The 16,355-nt window shown below is 70.0% G+C and carries 18 protein-coding genes; 1 reads left to right on the plus strand and 17 read right to left on the minus strand.

Annotated features, from left to right (window positions below; all coding sequences use genetic code 11):
• Position 1: 1 nt before the first annotated feature.
• From OHA61_RS35405 to nagB, 7 genes are all read right to left on the minus strand, one after another.
• A complete protein-coding gene (locus OHA61_RS35405; RefSeq protein WP_406306460.1) occupies positions 2–724 on the minus strand; it encodes a hypothetical protein in 723 nt (240 codons plus the stop codon).
• Positions 717–1,463, minus strand: a complete 747-nt coding sequence (locus tag OHA61_RS35410; protein WP_406306461.1) for a hypothetical protein — start codon at positions 1,461–1,463, stop codon at positions 717–719. The genes OHA61_RS35405 and OHA61_RS35410 overlap by 8 nt, the downstream gene beginning before the upstream one ends.
• 29 nt (positions 1,464–1,492) lie before the next feature.
• Positions 1,493–2,017 (minus strand): phage tail protein, encoded by a 525-nt coding sequence (locus tag OHA61_RS35415; RefSeq protein WP_266487762.1) that lies wholly within the window; start codon positions 2,015–2,017, stop codon positions 1,493–1,495.
• A 29-nt stretch (positions 2,018–2,046) separates the two neighbouring features.
• Positions 2,047–3,897 carry a phage tail sheath family protein gene (locus OHA61_RS35420; RefSeq protein WP_406306462.1) on the minus strand — a complete coding sequence of 617 codons (1,851 nt, stop codon included), beginning with the start codon at positions 3,895–3,897 and terminating at the stop codon, positions 2,047–2,049.
• A gap of 420 nt (positions 3,898–4,317) precedes the next feature.
• The gene (locus tag OHA61_RS35425; RefSeq protein WP_406306463.1) at positions 4,318–5,826 is read right to left on the minus strand and encodes an APC family permease; all 1,509 of its coding nucleotides are present in this window, start codon (positions 5,824–5,826) and stop codon (positions 4,318–4,320) included.
• Between the two features lie 286 nt (positions 5,827–6,112).
• The gene (locus OHA61_RS35430) at positions 6,113–7,438 is read right to left on the minus strand and encodes a globin domain-containing protein (RefSeq protein ID WP_406306464.1); all 1,326 of its coding nucleotides are present in this window, start codon (positions 7,436–7,438) and stop codon (positions 6,113–6,115) included.
• A 208-nt stretch (positions 7,439–7,646) separates the two neighbouring features.
• Complete coding sequence (gene nagB / locus OHA61_RS35435; protein WP_406306465.1) at positions 7,647–8,429, minus strand: glucosamine-6-phosphate deaminase; 783 nt, start codon at positions 8,427–8,429, stop codon at positions 7,647–7,649.
• A gap of 146 nt (positions 8,430–8,575) precedes the next feature.
• Between nagB and OHA61_RS35440 the strand changes: the two genes are divergently transcribed.
• A complete protein-coding gene (locus OHA61_RS35440) occupies positions 8,576–9,598 on the plus strand; it encodes an alpha/beta fold hydrolase (protein ID WP_406306466.1) in 1,023 nt (340 codons plus the stop codon).
• Between the two features lie 19 nt (positions 9,599–9,617).
• On the opposite strand, the gene OHA61_RS35445 is transcribed toward OHA61_RS35440, so the two are convergent.
• The 10 genes from OHA61_RS35445 to OHA61_RS35490 form a co-directional block, all read right to left on the minus strand.
• Entirely contained in the window at positions 9,618–9,833 is a 216-nt protein-coding gene (locus OHA61_RS35445) for a hypothetical protein (protein ID WP_406306467.1), read from the minus strand.
• Positions 9,834–9,949: 116 nt separating this feature from the next.
• Complete coding sequence (locus OHA61_RS35450) at positions 9,950–10,579, minus strand: class F sortase (RefSeq protein WP_406306468.1); 630 nt, start codon at positions 10,577–10,579, stop codon at positions 9,950–9,952.
• Between the two features lie 15 nt (positions 10,580–10,594).
• A complete protein-coding gene (locus OHA61_RS35455) occupies positions 10,595–11,146 on the minus strand; it encodes a hypothetical protein (protein WP_406306469.1) in 552 nt (183 codons plus the stop codon).
• 315 nt (positions 11,147–11,461) lie between these two features.
• A complete protein-coding gene (locus OHA61_RS35460; protein ID WP_324988549.1) occupies positions 11,462–11,872 on the minus strand; it encodes a PTS fructose transporter subunit IIA in 411 nt (136 codons plus the stop codon).
• Entirely contained in the window at positions 11,869–12,483 is a 615-nt protein-coding gene (gene dhaL / locus OHA61_RS35465) for a dihydroxyacetone kinase subunit DhaL (RefSeq protein WP_406306470.1), read from the minus strand. Before dhaL ends, OHA61_RS35460 begins: the two co-directional genes overlap by 4 nt.
• Before the next feature lie 47 nt (positions 12,484–12,530).
• On the minus strand, positions 12,531–13,523 hold the full coding sequence (gene dhaK, locus OHA61_RS35470) for a dihydroxyacetone kinase subunit DhaK (protein ID WP_406306471.1): 993 nt from the start codon (positions 13,521–13,523) through the stop codon (positions 12,531–12,533).
• 93 nt (positions 13,524–13,616) lie between these two features.
• On the minus strand, positions 13,617–14,171 hold the full coding sequence (locus tag OHA61_RS35475; RefSeq protein ID WP_406306472.1) for a flavodoxin family protein: 555 nt from the start codon (positions 14,169–14,171) through the stop codon (positions 13,617–13,619).
• The gene (locus OHA61_RS35480) at positions 14,171–14,839 is read right to left on the minus strand and encodes a hypothetical protein (protein ID WP_406306473.1); all 669 of its coding nucleotides are present in this window, start codon (positions 14,837–14,839) and stop codon (positions 14,171–14,173) included. Before OHA61_RS35480 ends, OHA61_RS35475 begins: the two co-directional genes overlap by 1 nt.
• 173 nt (positions 14,840–15,012) lie before the next feature.
• Positions 15,013–15,438, minus strand: coding sequence for an Hsp20/alpha crystallin family protein (locus OHA61_RS35485; protein ID WP_406306474.1), 426 nt, complete (start codon positions 15,436–15,438; stop codon positions 15,013–15,015).
• A 263-nt stretch (positions 15,439–15,701) separates the two neighbouring features.
• Positions 15,702–16,211 (minus strand): flavodoxin domain-containing protein, encoded by a 510-nt coding sequence (locus OHA61_RS35490; RefSeq protein WP_406306475.1) that lies wholly within the window; start codon positions 16,209–16,211, stop codon positions 15,702–15,704.
• Between the last annotated feature and the right edge of the window lie 144 nt (positions 16,212–16,355).

Raw genomic sequence — 16,355 nt, forward strand, 5'->3', positions numbered from 1 at the left:
CTCAGTCCCTCTTCTCGCCGCGTGACAGATAGTCGTCCAGCGTCAGCGCGGGTGTGCGCCGTCCGGTGTGCTCGGGGCGGCCGCCGGCGGGGCGGCTCGCGCCGGGCGGCGGGGCCGCGCTCACCTCCAGCCGTCCGATCTGTACGTGCACGACGCGTTCGGCGGGCCGCGGCGCGCGCCGTCCCACTCCGCTCAGCGCCGCACCGCGGGCCGCGGCCGTATCGGCGCCGCGCGGCCGGGCCGGTGCCGAGGCGGCCCGGGGGGCCGCTTCCGTGGCCCGGGGCTCGGGGGCAGCCTGCGTGCCCGGTGCCTCGGTCACCTCGGTCGAAGCCCCTCGCCTCCCGGCACGCGGAACTTCCGAGGCGGCCCGGCGCGGTGCCACGGGCGCGGGCACGGCAGGCCGCAGCAACGGCCCCGGACTCTGCACGGTCTGCACCGCCCGCCGCTCTGTCTCGCCCGCCGCGGCCGCGGCCTCGGTCCGTACGACCGTCTCGCGATCCGTCCGCACCTCGCGCTCGTGCCGCACCAACTCGGACGGTCCGAAGGCAGGCTGGGGCGCCGACGGGATCAGCGCCGCCGGCTGGTCGGGTTCCGGTGGCCCGCTCCGCAGCGCCTCGACCCGTTCGAACGGGCCGGGCAGCCGCGGCCGGACCCGCGCCGTGCCACTGCCGGCCGCGGGCACCGGTGTGTACCGGGCGAGCAGCCGGTCGAAGTAGTCAGGCATCTGCGCACAGCTCCAGGTAGTAACGACGCCGCAGCGGGCTGAGCGCCAGAATCGCCGGCTCGCTCCACCCGTAGGCGGTGGCGAGCAGATGGACGTCGAGCATCAAGTCCCGCGCCCAGGTGTCGAGTTCGGTCCACAGATAGGAGGTGATGTCCAGCTCGGCCGGTGTGGCCTCACCGCACTCGGGGCAGGCGACGTTCAGCGTCACGTCGGCCGCCGGATCGGCTTGCTCCGCCAGCTCGGCCAGCCGTCGCTGTACGCCCTCGGGCAGCAGTGCGGCCAGCCGATCGGCCACAACCACCTCCCCGTTCCGCAGCGCCGAAACAGTGCAGCGCGCCATGAGCAGCCGACGGGCCTCGTCCGGGTCCGGCACGGCGCCGGCCGCCGCGAGGTCGGCGACGGTGGGCAGCCGGAACTCGATCGCCCACTCGCCCTCCTCCACCCGCAGCGGCCCGTCCGGTGTCCTGGTCCGGGTGCCGAACAGCGTCGCGTCGAGGTCGAACTCCATGGCCTCGCCGCATGCCGCGCACTCCACCCGCACCTGCATGCGCTCGCCGAACAACGCCCGGCGCAGCGCGAACAGATCAGCCTCCCGCTCGCCGACCGGCATCGACAGCAACGCGTCGGTGCCGGCCCCCGGGCGGGCCGCCCGGTGCAGCAGCAGAGACCTTCCCGAGTCGTGCTGCGCGAGCCCGGCCTCCCAGGTGGCGAGCAGCTCGGCCGGCCCCGTCGGCGTCATCCCTCATTCCTCCGGTGCACAGATGTCGTTCAGGCGGGATGGGTGAACGAGGGCTCGACCGGCTCCTCCACCTCGTAATCCCGCTCCCAGCCCTCGCACTCGAGCTTGACGCTCTGGATCGCGACGGCGTTGGCGTTGGCGTCCAGCTCGCCGAGCACCTGGTACTCGCTCACCCAGGCCCGGTAGAGCTTGTGCGAGACAGCCACCTGCCCGGCCTCGTTGAGGACCTGGATGATGATGTCCTTGCGGAAGTCCCGCAGCGAGACCTCCGAACCGAGCCCGGCCCCGACCTGCCAGACCTTGTTGGCCCAGCGGTCGAACTCCGCGTCGTGGGTGACCCCGCGCTCGAGCGTGACGCCCTCGAACTCGGAGCGGCCCGGCGACTTGCGCGGAGAGCTCGGGTCACCGCCGTGGCGGTGCTTGACCACCTCGGTGGTGCGCTTGAGGGGACTGATCTTGCTGATGCCCGCGACCGTTCGACCGTCCCAGAGGACCAGGAACTTGAAATTCTTGTAGGGGTCGAAGCGATGGGCGTTGATCTGGAACTCAGCCATCGGTTTCCTTCGTGTTCCTTTTCCTTGGGTTACGAGAGGTCGAACTGCCCGGCCATCTGCTGGATCTTGACGATCACGAACTCCGCGGGCTTGACCGGTGCGATGCCGATCACGACATTGACCACTCCGGCGTCGATGTCGGCGTCGGTGGTGGTGTCCTTGTCGCACTTGACGAAGTACGCCTCGCGCGGCGTGCCGCCCTTGAACGCGCCCTGCCGGAACAGGTCGTTGAGATACGCCGATGCCTTGAGCCGGATCTGCTGCCACAGCTGCTCGTTGTTCGGCTCGAACACGACCCACTGCAGACCGCGGTGGAGGCTCTCCTCGACATGCAGCGCGAGACGGCGCACGGGCACGTACTTCCACTCGCTGTCGAGCGCGTCGGCGCCCTCCAGCGTGCGCGCGCCCCACACCAGCGGGCCCACCACGGGGAAGGTGCGCAGGCAGTTGATGCCCAGCGGATTGAGCAGACCGTTCTCCCGGTCGGTGAGCTTGACCGAAAGGGACCGCACACCGGCGAGGCGCGCCTCGGTACCGGCCGGCGCCTTCCACACGCCGCGCTCGCCGTCGGTCCTCGCGATGACACCCGCGATGGCTCCCGAGGGCGGGAAGGACCGAAGCCGCCCGGTCAGCGGGTCGTTGAGCTGAAGATGCGGGAAGTAGAGCGCGGCATGATTGCTGCGTACGGGATCGAACGCGCCGATTCCGGCCCGGGCCGCGTCCACGCTGCCCCAGGTGGACGGCGAGTCGACGAGCAGGAAGATCCGCCGCTCCCGGCACAGCTGCTCGGCCGCCGAGAGCACCGTGACCATGTCGTCGGTGGACTCGTACGCCGAAAGCTCGGGCAGAGCCAGCAGGTTGACGTCGTCCACGTCGCGCAGCGCCTGGACGCCGGTCTTGCGCGCCTCGCTGCCGATGAGGTCGCGCGGCCCGGGCGGGTCGCCGTCCTTGCCGCCCTTCAGCGGGAAGACCGGCGGGTTGACCGAGGCTTCGAGACCGAGGTCGTTGGCGCACTCGCCGACGAAGCGGACCACGTCGTCGGGGTCGACGGACCCGGCGACGACCTGGAGGCGCCGGCCGAAGGCGGTGACCTCGGCTCCAGCGAAGGAGTGCTTGCCGGGGGCGTCGGGCAGCGCGCGCAGCTTGCGCTCCAGGAGCAGTGCGAGCTCGGTGACACTGGCCGGCGGCTCGCCGTCGTGGTCGGGCTCGTAGAGCGTGAACTCGCGCTCCACGTCGCCGATCTTGACCTTCAACTCGACGTTCAGATCGGGCAGTTCGGCAGCGAACGGCTTGGAGACCGTGCCGGAGGGGTCGGGCCGGTCCTCGTCCAGCGCCTTCACCCGGACCAGCGAGGAACCGGCGCCCACGACCGTCTCCACGAAGCGGCCGTGACCGCTGTGCATCGACAGTCCGGTGAAGGACTCGCGGGCACCGCCGCGTGCGTCGAGGATGTGCAGATTGAAGGTCTTGTCCGGGGTGGGGGTGTCGTGGTCGACGGCCACCCGCAGGCCCGAGCCCCATACGCCGGGCTCCTTGGCGTGCACCTCGAGCACCGGGCACTCGCTGTGCCCCTCGGTGGAGTTGAGCGTGACGCAGGCTTCCTCACCGGTGCCGGCCTTGGCCACACGGACGATCACCGCGACCGTGCCGCCGTTCCCGAAGAACTGGTGCACCGCGTAGCTGACGGCGCTCTGCGAGGTGAGTCCGCCGAAGCGGCGCTCGAAGTCGGCGAAGCTGGTGATCCGCACGGGTTGATTGAGCGGACCCCGGCGGGTGTGCCCCACGAACGCGGTCACCGAGGTGGTGACGGAGGCGATGGTACGGATGCTGCTGGGAAGTTCTTCGATGTATACGCCGGGATAGCCCATGTGCGTCGGCATTCCCCCTCCATTCCCTTCGCGCGCAACAGGAGATGAGGAGGGGAGGTGAAGAAGCCGCACGTATGCGTCGAGCATGCATACGCGCTCTTCACTGCATTCCCCCGTCACACACCCCGTGCGATATCGGTCTCGCAGGGCCGTCGGCATGTGCCTGTGCTTGTGGCTCCTGATGCATGAGTGCCTCTAGGAAGTCTGGTTTGCACCTGGAGGGCGGGTCAAGGGGCCGATTCAGTCATCGGGCGATCATCGCCTGATGGGTCGGTGAGGGGTGATTTGACGTGGTCGGAGGGATATCGCTGGCCGAATATGAAGAGGAATTCACGATCACTTCACAGGAAAATTGGATCAGGGGTGGGAAACAAGCCGAATGCAACTGGTCGCGGCGCGCCGCCTTGTGTCCCTTTGCGGGCCAAATGGGGCTTACTGGGTGGGGTACTTGGAGGCGTCACTGACGGGCACGTCGGGGTTGCGGAACCAGGAGCCCTGCACTGCCTGCTGAATGAGCATCAGGATGGCGCCGATGACCAGGGCGCCGATGCCGATGACGGAGACCCCGCCGGTGTCGCCGAGCCATGGCAGGTCGATGACGGTGGTGCCGTACTCGGGGTCGGCGTAGACGCTGAAGGCCGCGTAGCAGAAGAAGTACAGCAGCATCAGGGCGCCGAGGAGCGGCAGAACGCCCTTCAGCCAGAAGTCGGCGGCGCTGCGGGTGAGGACCTTGCGGAAGTACCAGACGCAGGCGAAGCCGGTCAGTCCGTAGTAGAACGCGATGCCGAGGCCGACCGAGGCGATCGAGTCCTCCAGGACATTGCCGCTGATGGCCGTGAGGCCTGCGTAGAAGGCGATCGACGCCAGGCCCATGGCGACCGTCGACCAGGTCGGGGTCAGGAAGCGCGGGTGGACACGCGCGAACACCGCGGGCAGTGCCTTGTGCGTCGCCATCGAGAAGCTGGTGCGGGCGGTGGGGAGAATCGTCGTCTGCGTGGAGGCCGCGGCCGATGTGAGCACCATCAGGACCAGCAGTTTCGACAGGAACCCGCCGAATCCTTCCGTGCCGAACACATCGTCGCCGAAACTGCCCAGCACGTCCCCGGAGTTGTCGGGGTTGGCCAGGCCGATGCCCTTCTCGCCGATACCGGCGAAGGCCTGCGCCGATGTGGTCACCAGCAGGTAGATGCCGAGCAGCATGATGGTGGAGATGACGGCGGCGCGGCCGGGGGTGCGCTCGCGGTCGGCGGTCTCCTCGTTGACGGAGACGGCCGTGTCCCAGCCCCAGTAGATGAAGACGGCCAGCAGGACGCCCTGCGTCAGGGCGCTGGCGGAGTCGATCTCGAAGGGGTTGAACCAGGAGGCGTCCACATGCAGCGATTCCGCGTGCGGGTTGTCGCCGTACACCTTCACCAGCGCCGTGATGGAGAGGATGGCGAGGAGTACGAGCTCGATGCTGAGCAGCCACTTCTGAAGGAATGCGGAGATCTCGATGCCGACGTAGCAGATGAACGTCATCACGGCGATCCAGATCACACCCGCGAACATCGTCCACCAGCGGCTTTCGGCCACGCCGTCTGCTCCGACCAGCTGGAATCCGTACTGGCCGGCGATCTGCGCCAGATTCGCCATCACGATGATGTCGGCGATGATGATGCCCCAGCCGCCCATCCAGCCCGTGCGCGGTCCAAACGCCCGGGCGGACCAGGTGAAGGTGGTGCCGCAGTCGGGGTCCACGGCGTTCATGGACTTGTAGGCGTAGGCGATGAAGAGCATCGGGACGAATCCCAGGATCACCACGACCGGGGACTGGAGCCCGACGGCCAGAACGATGAAGCCGAGCGTGGCGGCCAGGCTGTACGCGGGGGCCGTCGAGGCGAGGCCGATGGCCACGGACGAGACAAGGCCCAGGGCGCCGCGCTTGAGCCCTTTCTCGCCCACCGCGGATGTCTGCGTCGGCAGTGAGTCGGGAGGCCCGCCGGGAGGTCTTTGCATGGTGTGGCCTTTCGCCGATCAGCCACGCGGGATTCGCAGATGCGCCGCTACGTTCCGTGATACACCCGTTTGTGGGTGATCGAAAGTCGGGACACCTTTCGGCAGTCGAGGGAAAGCGCTCTCAGTCCGCGCTCCCGAAACCCCGCACTCGGCTACAGCCCCGATTTCCGGGTGCCCGGCCGGCGGCAGGCGGCAATTCTTGCAACTGGCCCCGCCTCGGGGAGATGGAAGGTCACCTGGGAGCCGCGGAATACCCCGGCGCTCTGACGGGCTTCCTGATCGGTTCGAACCAGCCGCCGTCGTCCGACCCGGGCTCAGGCCGCGGCGCCTCACGGGGCGCCGGGAGACAGAGCGGCCGGGTGCGGGCTTCGGGATCGATCCAGGTGACGGGACGGGGGTCGAGGAACTGTTCCGAGTGGGAGACATGTCCGCGCCGCTGAACCGAGGTGGGCAGCGGGTCACGAATGAGCGATTCTGAGGGCAGGCCGGACTCGTGCAGCAGCGCGGCCGTCTCCTGGACGAACATCACCGGACCGCAGAGATAGACGGTCTCGCCAGGCCACTCCCGGCGCCCGCTCAGATTGCTCTGCAGTCGTTCGGCGGCCCGCGTACTGCCCTCGTCGCGCTCCTGGTACCACCAGTAGGCGCTGAGACAGGGGTGGGCACGCAGCAGGTCGACCAGTGCGTCGGCGTCGTAGAAGTCGGCCTCGCCGCGCGCCACGACGTCGACACGGATACGGGGCGAGGGTTTGCGGACGAGTAACTCCGCCAGGACCGACTTGACCGGGGCCCAGCCCGTACCGGCGGCGATCAGCGTGACGGCCGGGGTGCCGGGCGGCGGGGCCAGCGCGGAGCCCGAGGCGCCGCCGAGCCGGAGTACCTGGCCCGGCTCGGTGCGGTCGCACAGCACAGTGCTCAACTGGCCTTCGTCGACCCGGCCGACATGGAATTCGAGCGCACCGTCGCGATCGGGGTGGCCCGCCAGGGAGTAGGGCCGCCACACGCCCGGCAGATCGGGATGCTCGATCGTGGCGTACTGGCCCGGGAGCCACGGGTAGTGGGCCGACGGGGCGGCACGGATGACAGCCGTGTGCCCGGCGTGCAGCCGGTGCGAGATGACGGTCGCCTCCCACGAGGCGGGCTCGCCCGCGGCGAGAGACAGACGGGCGCCGCCCGTCATGGCCTCGGCGGCGCCCGTGTAGACCCGGTTCCAGGCAGCTTCGGTCCGGTCGTCCCAGAAATACGTGCTGTGGTACCGGACGGCGGCGACGAGACTCTCGCCCACCGCCGCGTAGTCGTCGTCCACTATCCCGAACTTGCGGTGATCCCGGCCGAGCCGCTCGAGATGGGCCGTCAGGCCGGGGTGGTCGAGATGGTCCACGACATGCACCAAGGCCGTGAACAGACGCTCGTACTGATCGTCCATCACGGCCGGAAACAGCGGGCGCAGCTCCGGATGTTGGCTGAAGAGATGCGCGTAGAAGTAGCGGACCACGTGGGAGGCCCGTCGTCTGACCCGCTCCAGGCTCGCTCTGACCACATCGATGTCGTCGTTCATGGGTATCCCCCGCGCCCTTGTGAAGCACCGACCGCCCGCGCGGGGTCAGGGGGCGGCATGGTTGCGCGCCGTCTGAACGCGCGTCAAAAGTGCTGAGCCAGCGCACCGTATCAACTCATGGGCGATGTCGAGCTGTTGAGGCGTAAATTATGTCTCGACTGGAACATTCCCCTTCCGGCCGGGAGGCGCGGGAGCCGAACGACAGGCCCTAGATGCCCTGCCAGTCGGGCTTGGCGGCATAGGTGGCGCGGAAATAGTCGGCGAGCTTGAGGCTGGAGGCCGCGGCCTCGTCCACGACGACCGTGGCGTGCGGGTGGAGCTGCAGCGCCGATGCGGGCACCAGCGCGGCGAGCGGGCCTTCGACGGCCAGCGCCACGGCGTCGGCCTTCGACTCGCCGGTGGCCAGCAGGACCAGATGGCGGGCTTCCAGGATGGTGCCGATGCCCTGGGTGATCACATGGTGGGGGACCTCGTCGAGGCCGTTGAAGAACCGGGCGTTGTCCTGCCGGGTCTGCTCGGTCAGCGTCTTGATCCGGGTGCGGGAGGCGAGGGACGAGCAGGGCTCGTTGAAGCCGATGTGTCCGTCGGTGCCTATGCCCAGCAGTTGGAGGTCGACGCCGCCGGCCTCGGCGAGGGCGCGGTCATAGGCGAGGCATGCTGCCGCGACGTCCTCGGCGGTGCCGTCGGGGCCCATGAAGGAGGCTTCGGTCAGGCCGAGGGGTTCGACCACCTCGCGCAGGACGACCGAACGGTAGGACTCGGGGTGTCCGGACGGCAGCCCGACGTACTCGTCGAGCTGGCAGATCCTGGCCCGGGAGGCGTCCACCTCCGAGGCGCGCACCTTGGCCGCGAGGGCTTCGTAGATGGGCAGCGGAGTTGATCCCGTGGCGACGCCCAGAAGAGCGTCGGGCTTGCGTCGCAGCAGGTCGGCCATGGCTTCGGCAATGAGCTCGCCTGCGGCGCCGGAGTCCGGAACGATGACAACTTCCACGAAGATCCCTGTCTCTGAAGGCGCAAGTGGTGTAGACCAATCTACCTGGTCGGCGAGGCTTCTGTCGCGCGCGGCAGAAGTACCCCGGGTGAAACCTGACGGAAATCCCCGGTGCGAGAGCGCCTCTACGCTCGGATCAGGACGCCATGGGAGGTGAGCGGGTGGTCACCGGCCTCGGACCGCACACACCGGACCGGAGCAGGCTGCGCTCCGTCAGTGAGGACGACGTACAGCTGCGCCACCATGTGGTGCACGGCTACCGCCGCGCGTACCGGATCGCCGGAGAGGGACCGGCGCTCCTCCTCATCCACGGCATAGGGGACTCCTCGGCCACCTGGGTGGACCTCATGCCGGGACTGGCACGCAGATATACCGTCATCGCACCCGATCTCCTCGGCCACGGGGCCTCCGAAAAGCCGCGCGCCGACTATTCGGTGGCTGCCTACGCGAACGGCATGCGCGATCTGCTCGGCGTGCTGGGCATCGACTCGGCCACCCTCGTCGGCCACTCGTTCGGCGGCGGGGTCGCCATGCAGTTCGCCTACCAGTTTCCCGAACGCACCGAGCGGCTGGTCCTGGTCGGCGCGGGCGGGGTGGGCCGCCTGGTCAACCCCGTCCTGCGGGCCGTCTCCCTGCCGGGCGCCGACCTGCTGCTGTCGATGCTCTCGCTGCCGGGGATGCGCACGGTCACCGGCCTTTTCACCGGGTTGATCAGGCGGCTGGACACCGACCTCGGACAGGACGCCCCCGAGCTGCTCAACCTGGTGGACGCGCTGCCGGACGCCACCTCGCGCAGTGCGTTCATTCGCACGCTGCGGGCCGTCGTCGACTGGCGGGGCCAGGTCGTGACCATGCTCGACCGCTGCTATCTGACCGAGGGGATGCCGACCATGCTGCTGTGGGGATCACGCGACAGCGTGGTGCCGGTGGAGCATGCGTACGGTGCGCACGCGGCGATGCCCGGAAGCCGGCTGGAGATCTTCGAGGGCGCAGGCCACTTTCCCCATCACGTCGACCCGACGCGCTTTCTGGCTCTGGTCGAGGACTTCGTCGAGACGACCCGGCCGGCCGACTGGAGTACGGAGCGCTGGCGCGAACTGCTGCGGGCGGGGCGCGCGGGCGAGAGTGAGAGCGACCTGCGGATGGCGAGCGAGCGCAGCGCGACGTAGCGGCGCGGTTCAGAGCGAATCAGAACAGGGGCAGCTGGCCCGGGAAGTCCGGCACGACGACGCCGTCGAGATCCGGCTGCAGCGCCGGAGCGAGCGGCGCCTGACGTCGGGACCCGGGACAGGAGACGAGCTCGGCCGCCGTCCGCGCGCCCGCAGGGTCATGGCGGGCGAACCGCCCGGCGACGACGGCGATTTCACGGCGGCACACGGGGCAGCGGCGACGGGGAGCGGACATGGCTCCAGTCTGCCGGCCCGGACCGACAGGGCAGCGGCGCGGCGGGGCACGCCGGGCGGGCACCGACATACCCCTCGCCCTCCTCGCTCGGTTGTCGCGGAGACCTCGGCAGGACCTCAGCGCACCTCGGTCAGCCGGGCGGACGCCACGACGTTCCCGTCGTAACCGGTCTCCTTCGTGTACCCGCCGCCGCAGGTGATGACCCGCAGCTCCGGCCGAGGAGTGTCCCGGTAGATCCGCTCTGCGGGGAAGCTCTTCTTGGCGAACACCTGGACGGCGTAGACGGCGAACACCGCCGTGCGCCCGTCGCCGCGCAGGATCTCGATGCGGCTGCCCCGCTGGAGCGAGCCGAGCGAGTAGAAGACCGCCGGGCCTGCAGGGTTGTCGACATGGCCCACGACGACGGACGTGCCCCGTTCGCCGGGGCTGACCGCGCCCCGGTACCAGCCGGCGAGATTGCTGTTCTCCAGGGGCGGCGCGTCGACCCAGCCGTCGGCGTCGAGCCCGACCTCGGTCAGCGGGGCGTCGACCCGGAGCGACGGTACGGCGATCCGGCGGGGCGGGGAGTGGGGGAGCGGTCCGGGCGCCGTCGGCAGAGGGTCGTCCACGCTCTTGTGCGCCGCGGCGGCGCCGGGCTGGGGCGGGCCGCCGCTCGCCCCGCCTGCTCCGTTGCGTACGAGAAACAGCCCGAGCAGCAGGACACAGGCGAGCGTGAACCAGGTGCCGCGTCTGCTGGACGTGGGCATGGGCCTTCCCTTGGGTCAGCTGCCGTTCCCGGTGGGGCGGCGCAGCATCAGGACACCGCCGCCGGCGAGCGCGCCCGCGATGAGCGCGGAGCCGACGCCGATCTGTGTGGGGCTCAGATCGGCGAAGCTGCCGCCGGTGCCGCCCTTCACGCCTCCGCCGGGCTTGACGGGCCTGAAGGACTTGGCAGGCTTGACGGGTTCGACGGGTTCGACGGGCTCCATGGGCTTGGCGGGCTCAGCCTTGCCGGTCGTTTCGGCCGCATCGTTCGCTTCGGTCGCATCCGTGGGTTGCGTGAACTGAGTCGGCCCGGTGGGCAGGTCCGACCCGTCGGCGGCGGTGAGGGGTGCGGTGCCCGTCCCGCCCAGGCAGTCCGGGGTGACGTCGTAACCGGCCTCGCACCCGGTGGTGCTGAGGGTCCCGGTGTCGCCCTGTTCGGTGGCCGTGGGCGGGAGGGTGGAGCCGAACGAGGTGATGCTGCTCCCGTCGTCGGCGAGGGCGACCGGGGCGCCGAGAGCCAGCGCGGCGGTGCCGATCAGGGCGAGGGAGGCGACACGTATCGCACGCATGGTCAGTTCTCCAAGTTCCCGAGGAGCCATGGCGGAAGGTTCGGCGAAATGGGATAAATGCCCCTCGTTGGGTCTGACGCTAGGAGGGCCGAGGGGGGTGGCGCATGTGGCGCGGGGCATACGGAAGCGGCGTGTCACCCCCGTCGGGCGCCGCCCCCATGACGGTCGTGCCAGGTCACGCGGCATGCCCGGGCGCCCCGGTCGAACCCACTCCTGCGCCGTGACGGCCGGGGCCACCGGGGTGACGGCGTCACCCGTTCGGAAGCGCACCCCGCCGGAGTCCCCGGCGGCCTGCCGCCCTTCGCCGTCCCGGGCTCACACCTTGCGGTAGTCGTACGCCTCCGAGGCCGCGGCCTCGACCGCGTCGAGATCCCCGCCCGCCGACGCCGTCACCACCGCGGCCACCGCGCCCTCCAGGAAGGGTGCGTCCACCAGCCGTGTCCCGTCCGGGAGTTCGTCGCCCTCGGCCAGGAGTGCCTTCACCGTCAGTACGGCACTGCCCAGATCGACGAGTACGGCCACCCCCGCGCCCCCGTCCACCGAGGCCGCGGCCGCCGAGATCAGCTCCGAGCTGGTGCCGAGGCCGCCGTCGGGCGTACCGCCCGCCGGGGCGACGGGGGCGGTCGGGCCGCCGCCCGCTAGCCCCTTGGCCAGTTCGGCGACGGCAGCCGCCACCTCCTTGCTGTGCGAGACCAGGACGATCCCGACGGGCTTGCCCTCGCTCATCCCGCGACCTCCGCAGTTTCCGTAAGCGCCGCGATCAGCAGAGCCGATGAGGTCGCACCCGGGTCCTGGTGCCCGATGCTGCGCTCGCCCAGATAGCTGGCCCTGCCCTTGCGCGCCTGCAGCGGCACGGTCGCGAGCGCGCCCGCCTCTGCCGCGTCGCGTGCTGCCGCGAACGAATCAGTGCTGTCGCCGAGCGCCTCGACCGCAGGCTCCAGCGCATCCAGCATCGTCTTGTCCCCGGCCTTGGCCCCGCCGAGCTGCGCGACCGCCGCCACTCCCGTGCGCAGGGCATCGGCCAGCTGCCCGGGCGTCACCTCGGCGTCGTCGCCGAGCGCCTTGCCCGTCCGCCGCAGCAGCGTCCCGTACAGCGGACCCGAAGCCCCGCCCACCGTCGAGATCAACTGCCGCCCCGCCAGGGTCAGTACGGCCCCGGGCGTCTGCGGTGCCTCCTTCTCCAGGACCGCGATCACCGCCGTGAACCCGCGCTGCATGTTGGTGCCGTGGTCGGCGTCGCCGATCGCCGAATCCAGCTCGGTGAGCCGGTCCGCCTCACCGTCAACGCGGGCCGCGGCTGCCGTCATCCAGCGGCGGAAGAAGTCGGCGTCGAGCACATGAACTCCCTGGGGTGAGTCGTACGGGGACAATTGGTTCAGCTGGTTCAGCGCCCCCAGCGCAGGGCGGCCGTCTCCACCGGCGCGTCCCACAACCGCAGCAGCTCCTCGTCGACCTGACAGAGCGTCACTGAACAGCCGGCCATGTCGAGCGACGTCACATAGTTCCCGACGAGGGTACGGACGACGGGCACCCGGCGCTCGCTCAGCACCCGCTGCACCTCGGCGTTGAATCCGTACAGCTCCAGCAGCGGAGTGGCGCCCATGCCGTTGACGAGCACGATCACCGGAGAAGCGGGCCGCAGATCCTCCAGCACCGCGTTCACGGCGAAGTCCGCGATCTCGCGCGAGGTCATCATCGGGCGCCGTTCGCGGCCGGGCTCGCCGTGGATACCGATGCCCAACTCCAGCTCGCCCGGCGGGAGATCGAAGGTCGGGCTGCCCTTCGCCGGGGTGGTGACGGCGCTGAGCGCGACGCCGAAGCTGCGGGAGTTCTCATTGACCTGCCGCGCGATCGACTCGACCCGCTCCAGCGGCGCGCCCTCCTCGGCGGCCGCACCGGCGATCTTCTCGACGAACAGGGTGGCGCCGGTGCCGCGCCGGCCTGCCGTGTAGAGGCTGTCGGTCACCGCCACATCGTCGTTCACCAGCACCTTTGCGAGGCGTACACCCTCGTCCTCGGCGAGCTCGGCGGCCATGTCGAAGTTGAGGACGTCGCCCGTGTAGTTCTTGACGATGAACAGCACCCCCTCGCCGCTGTCGACGGCGGCGGCCGCCCGCACCATCTGATCGGGCACCGGACTGGTGAAGACCTCTCCCGGGCATGCCGCGGCGAGCATCCCGGGCCCGACGAAGCCGCCGTGCAGCGGCTCGTGCCCCGAACCGCCCCCGGAGACCAGCCCGACCTTCCCGGCGACGGGAGCGTCACGCCGCACGATCACCCGGTTCTCCACATCGACGGACAACTCCGGGTGTGCCGCCGCCATACCGCGGAGGGCGTCGGCGACGACGGTCTCCGGCACATTGATGAGCATCCTCACGGGTACCTCCTGGTGAGTGGAGCGGCTGCCTGCCGACCCGGCCCAGTATCGACGGAAGGCGGCCGTGAGGCACGGACTGCGGCACGGGTTGCCTCAGTCCAGCGCAGCGCCCCAGGCCCTCGCCCGGTCGAGCTCCCCCTCGCGCAGCGGGCCCTCGGCGTCCTCGATGATGAAACCCTCGGGTTCCGCGGCGAGTTGGTAGCCGTGGCCCTTCAGCCTGCGAGCGATGGCGGGGGCGGCACCGCCCGCCATACGGAAGTCCGCGCGGGTGTCGAAGGCGGCGGCGTGAGGACCTTTGCCGGTCTTGGGCAGTGCGTGGAACCAGTCACGAAGACCGGGCCCCTCCGCGCCCTCCTCAGGCTCGTGCCGGGTCTCCTGGGCGTCCGCTTTCTTCTCGCCCTCCTTCTTCTCGTTCTTCTCGGCCTTCAGCCCCATCTTCCGGGACAGGCCCGAGGTCATGCCCCGCATATGCGTGGGGCCTCCCACGACGAGCAGGTCGGCCGGACCGACGCGCTCGGGGACCGCCTCGGCCACGCGCAGACAGTTGATCTCGGCGTCCGGACGCGACTCCCGTACGCCCTCGCCAATCGCCTCGGCCACCTGTCGCGTATTGCCGAACAAGCTCTCGTACACAATGACGACACGCATCACGTCTCATCCCTTTCGGTGCTTTCCACCCGGACGGGCCCGGGCCTGTCCCTGTGCTCCACGGTCGTCCTGACCGACCGCAGCGCGGCCCGCAGGACGATGCCGACGCCAGGTGAGACGAGCGTCCAGTAGCGGCCGAAACGGGCCGTGGACGCCGGGTCGGTGCAGGCGGTGCGGGCCTCGTAGACCAGCAGGGAGCGCCGCGTGCCGTACGGATGAACGGTGAAGGCGGCGGCCATCTTCGCCCAGCCGGGTTCGTCGAAGGCGGTGAACGCCTCCGGCTCGATCCGGCGCCATTCGATGGCGGGTTTCCATACCTTGCCGACGGCTCCGAAGACGAGTTCCCTTCGTGGGGTCTCGCCGAGCGCCACCCAGGGCTGGTCCTGGTCACGCTTGCCAGCGACGTCGAAGAGATCGGCCACCCGCATCGTCGGCGGCGCCGGCAGGGGGCGGCTGCGAAGCCGGTCCGGCACCCCGCGCGCCCACATGACCGCGTCGAACAGCGGTGAGTGAATGGTGAGCAGGTCCAGCTCGCGCGTTGCTTCGTACACCGCGGAGGGTGGGGCCGCGATCATCACGCACTCCAGGCGGGTGAACCGGAAGTCCGGCAGCGCTTGGTCGAGCAGCAGGGGCGCGGTGGCCGTATCCATGGTCGGGTCGGCGTTCATCAGAACCTCCCAGGTCCGATACGTGCCCGATGCCTCCAGTGTGAGGTGGCACCCCGTACTGCGCAGGGGCCGAATGGTCCCGGTTTCAGCCGGAAACCGGGCCTGACCAAGCGCCTGCGCGCCCGGCCTCGCTCCGGACGCGCAGGTGTGTGCGGCTCCTGGCGGATGTGCGCTCAGGCATGCCGCACCGGGATGGTCCGGGTGCCCGCCTTCGTCTCGGGCACCGGGACCTTGATGGTCAGCACACCGTCCTTGTAGTCCGCCGTGGCGTCTTCGCCACCGGCACCGGCCGGCAGCCGGACCGAGCGGGTGAAGGTGCCGTAGCGGAACTCGGAGCGATGCTTCTCAGTGGTTTGCGTGCTGCGCTCGGCACGCAGTGTCAGGACGCCTTCCGTGACGGTTATCTCGACGTCGTTGGCGGGGTCGATACCCGGGAGTTCGGCACGCAAGGTGTACGTCCCGTCGTCCAGGGACTCCTCGATGCGAATGCCATGCAGTCCAGGTGTCGAGTGCAGTCCGGGAATGCCGCCCTCGACCCAGCCGAACAGGTCCGGCAACTGCGGCGGCCAGTTCGGCAGCCGCTCCATCATGCCGTTCATTTCGCCCTCCCTCCGGAGTTGTTGCCCTCTGCCTCTTCTCCAGTGTCACGCCGGGCCGGGGGACCTCGCGAGTGCCGACCGGCCCTGTGCGGGATGCCGACCGGCCTGCGCCCATGGGGCCTTCAACCGTGCGGGACGACGGCCACGCCGCTGCGAAGCTCTCGGCAAATCCGTCCACCCCGACAACCACCGACGCAGCATGACGTACACCCCCAGTAATGGCTCGTAGCTCTCTGCCGTTCCCGTGCAAGGAACTCGCATGCTCATCCGCAGGACAGCTCCCGCGCGATCTCCGCCGCCCAGGCATCGACGGCCGGCCAGTCCCGGAAGTCGTCGTACCTGCATCCCATCAGCCTGAATGCCACACGCCCCGTGAACGGCAGCTGGTCGCGCGTGATGACACCCGACAGGAGCCGGTGACCCTGGTACGGGATGCTGCCCGGCAGATCCCGGGTGATCGCGGGCTTCTCCTCGTCCGCCATGCGTTTGCAGGGCCCGCGCAGCGCGCCCGGCATACCCACGCTGAAGATCCACACAGGACGCGCGCCGAGCAGTTCGCCGTTGCGGCGCAGGAAGTCCTTCGCCGGGGCCAGCCAGGCCTGACCGTGGACCGCGCTGCCGAGCACGAATGCCTCGTACGCGTCCGCGTCTTCGACGTCGGCCATGGATCGCACATCGGCCTTCAGCCCGGTCTCGCCGAGCCGTGCACCCAGGCGTTCCGCGATCTCACGGGTGGATCCGTGTGCGGTGGCGTATCCCACCAGAAGGTTCATGTCGTCACCTCGATCAAGTGCCACCAGCGTCTCGCGGGGGCGCGGCGGTGTGGAGGGGCCGGCAGTCCCCTTGCGCGGTAGGTCGGCCCGCGGGCAAGGAGCCGTCACCGTCGCGGCCCGACCGGCCCTCGAAGGAGTGCCGTC

Origin of the sequence: Streptomyces sp. NBC_00885 (genome assembly GCF_045207475.1) — a bacterium.
GTDB lineage: Bacteria > Actinomycetota > Actinomycetes > Streptomycetales > Streptomycetaceae > Streptomyces.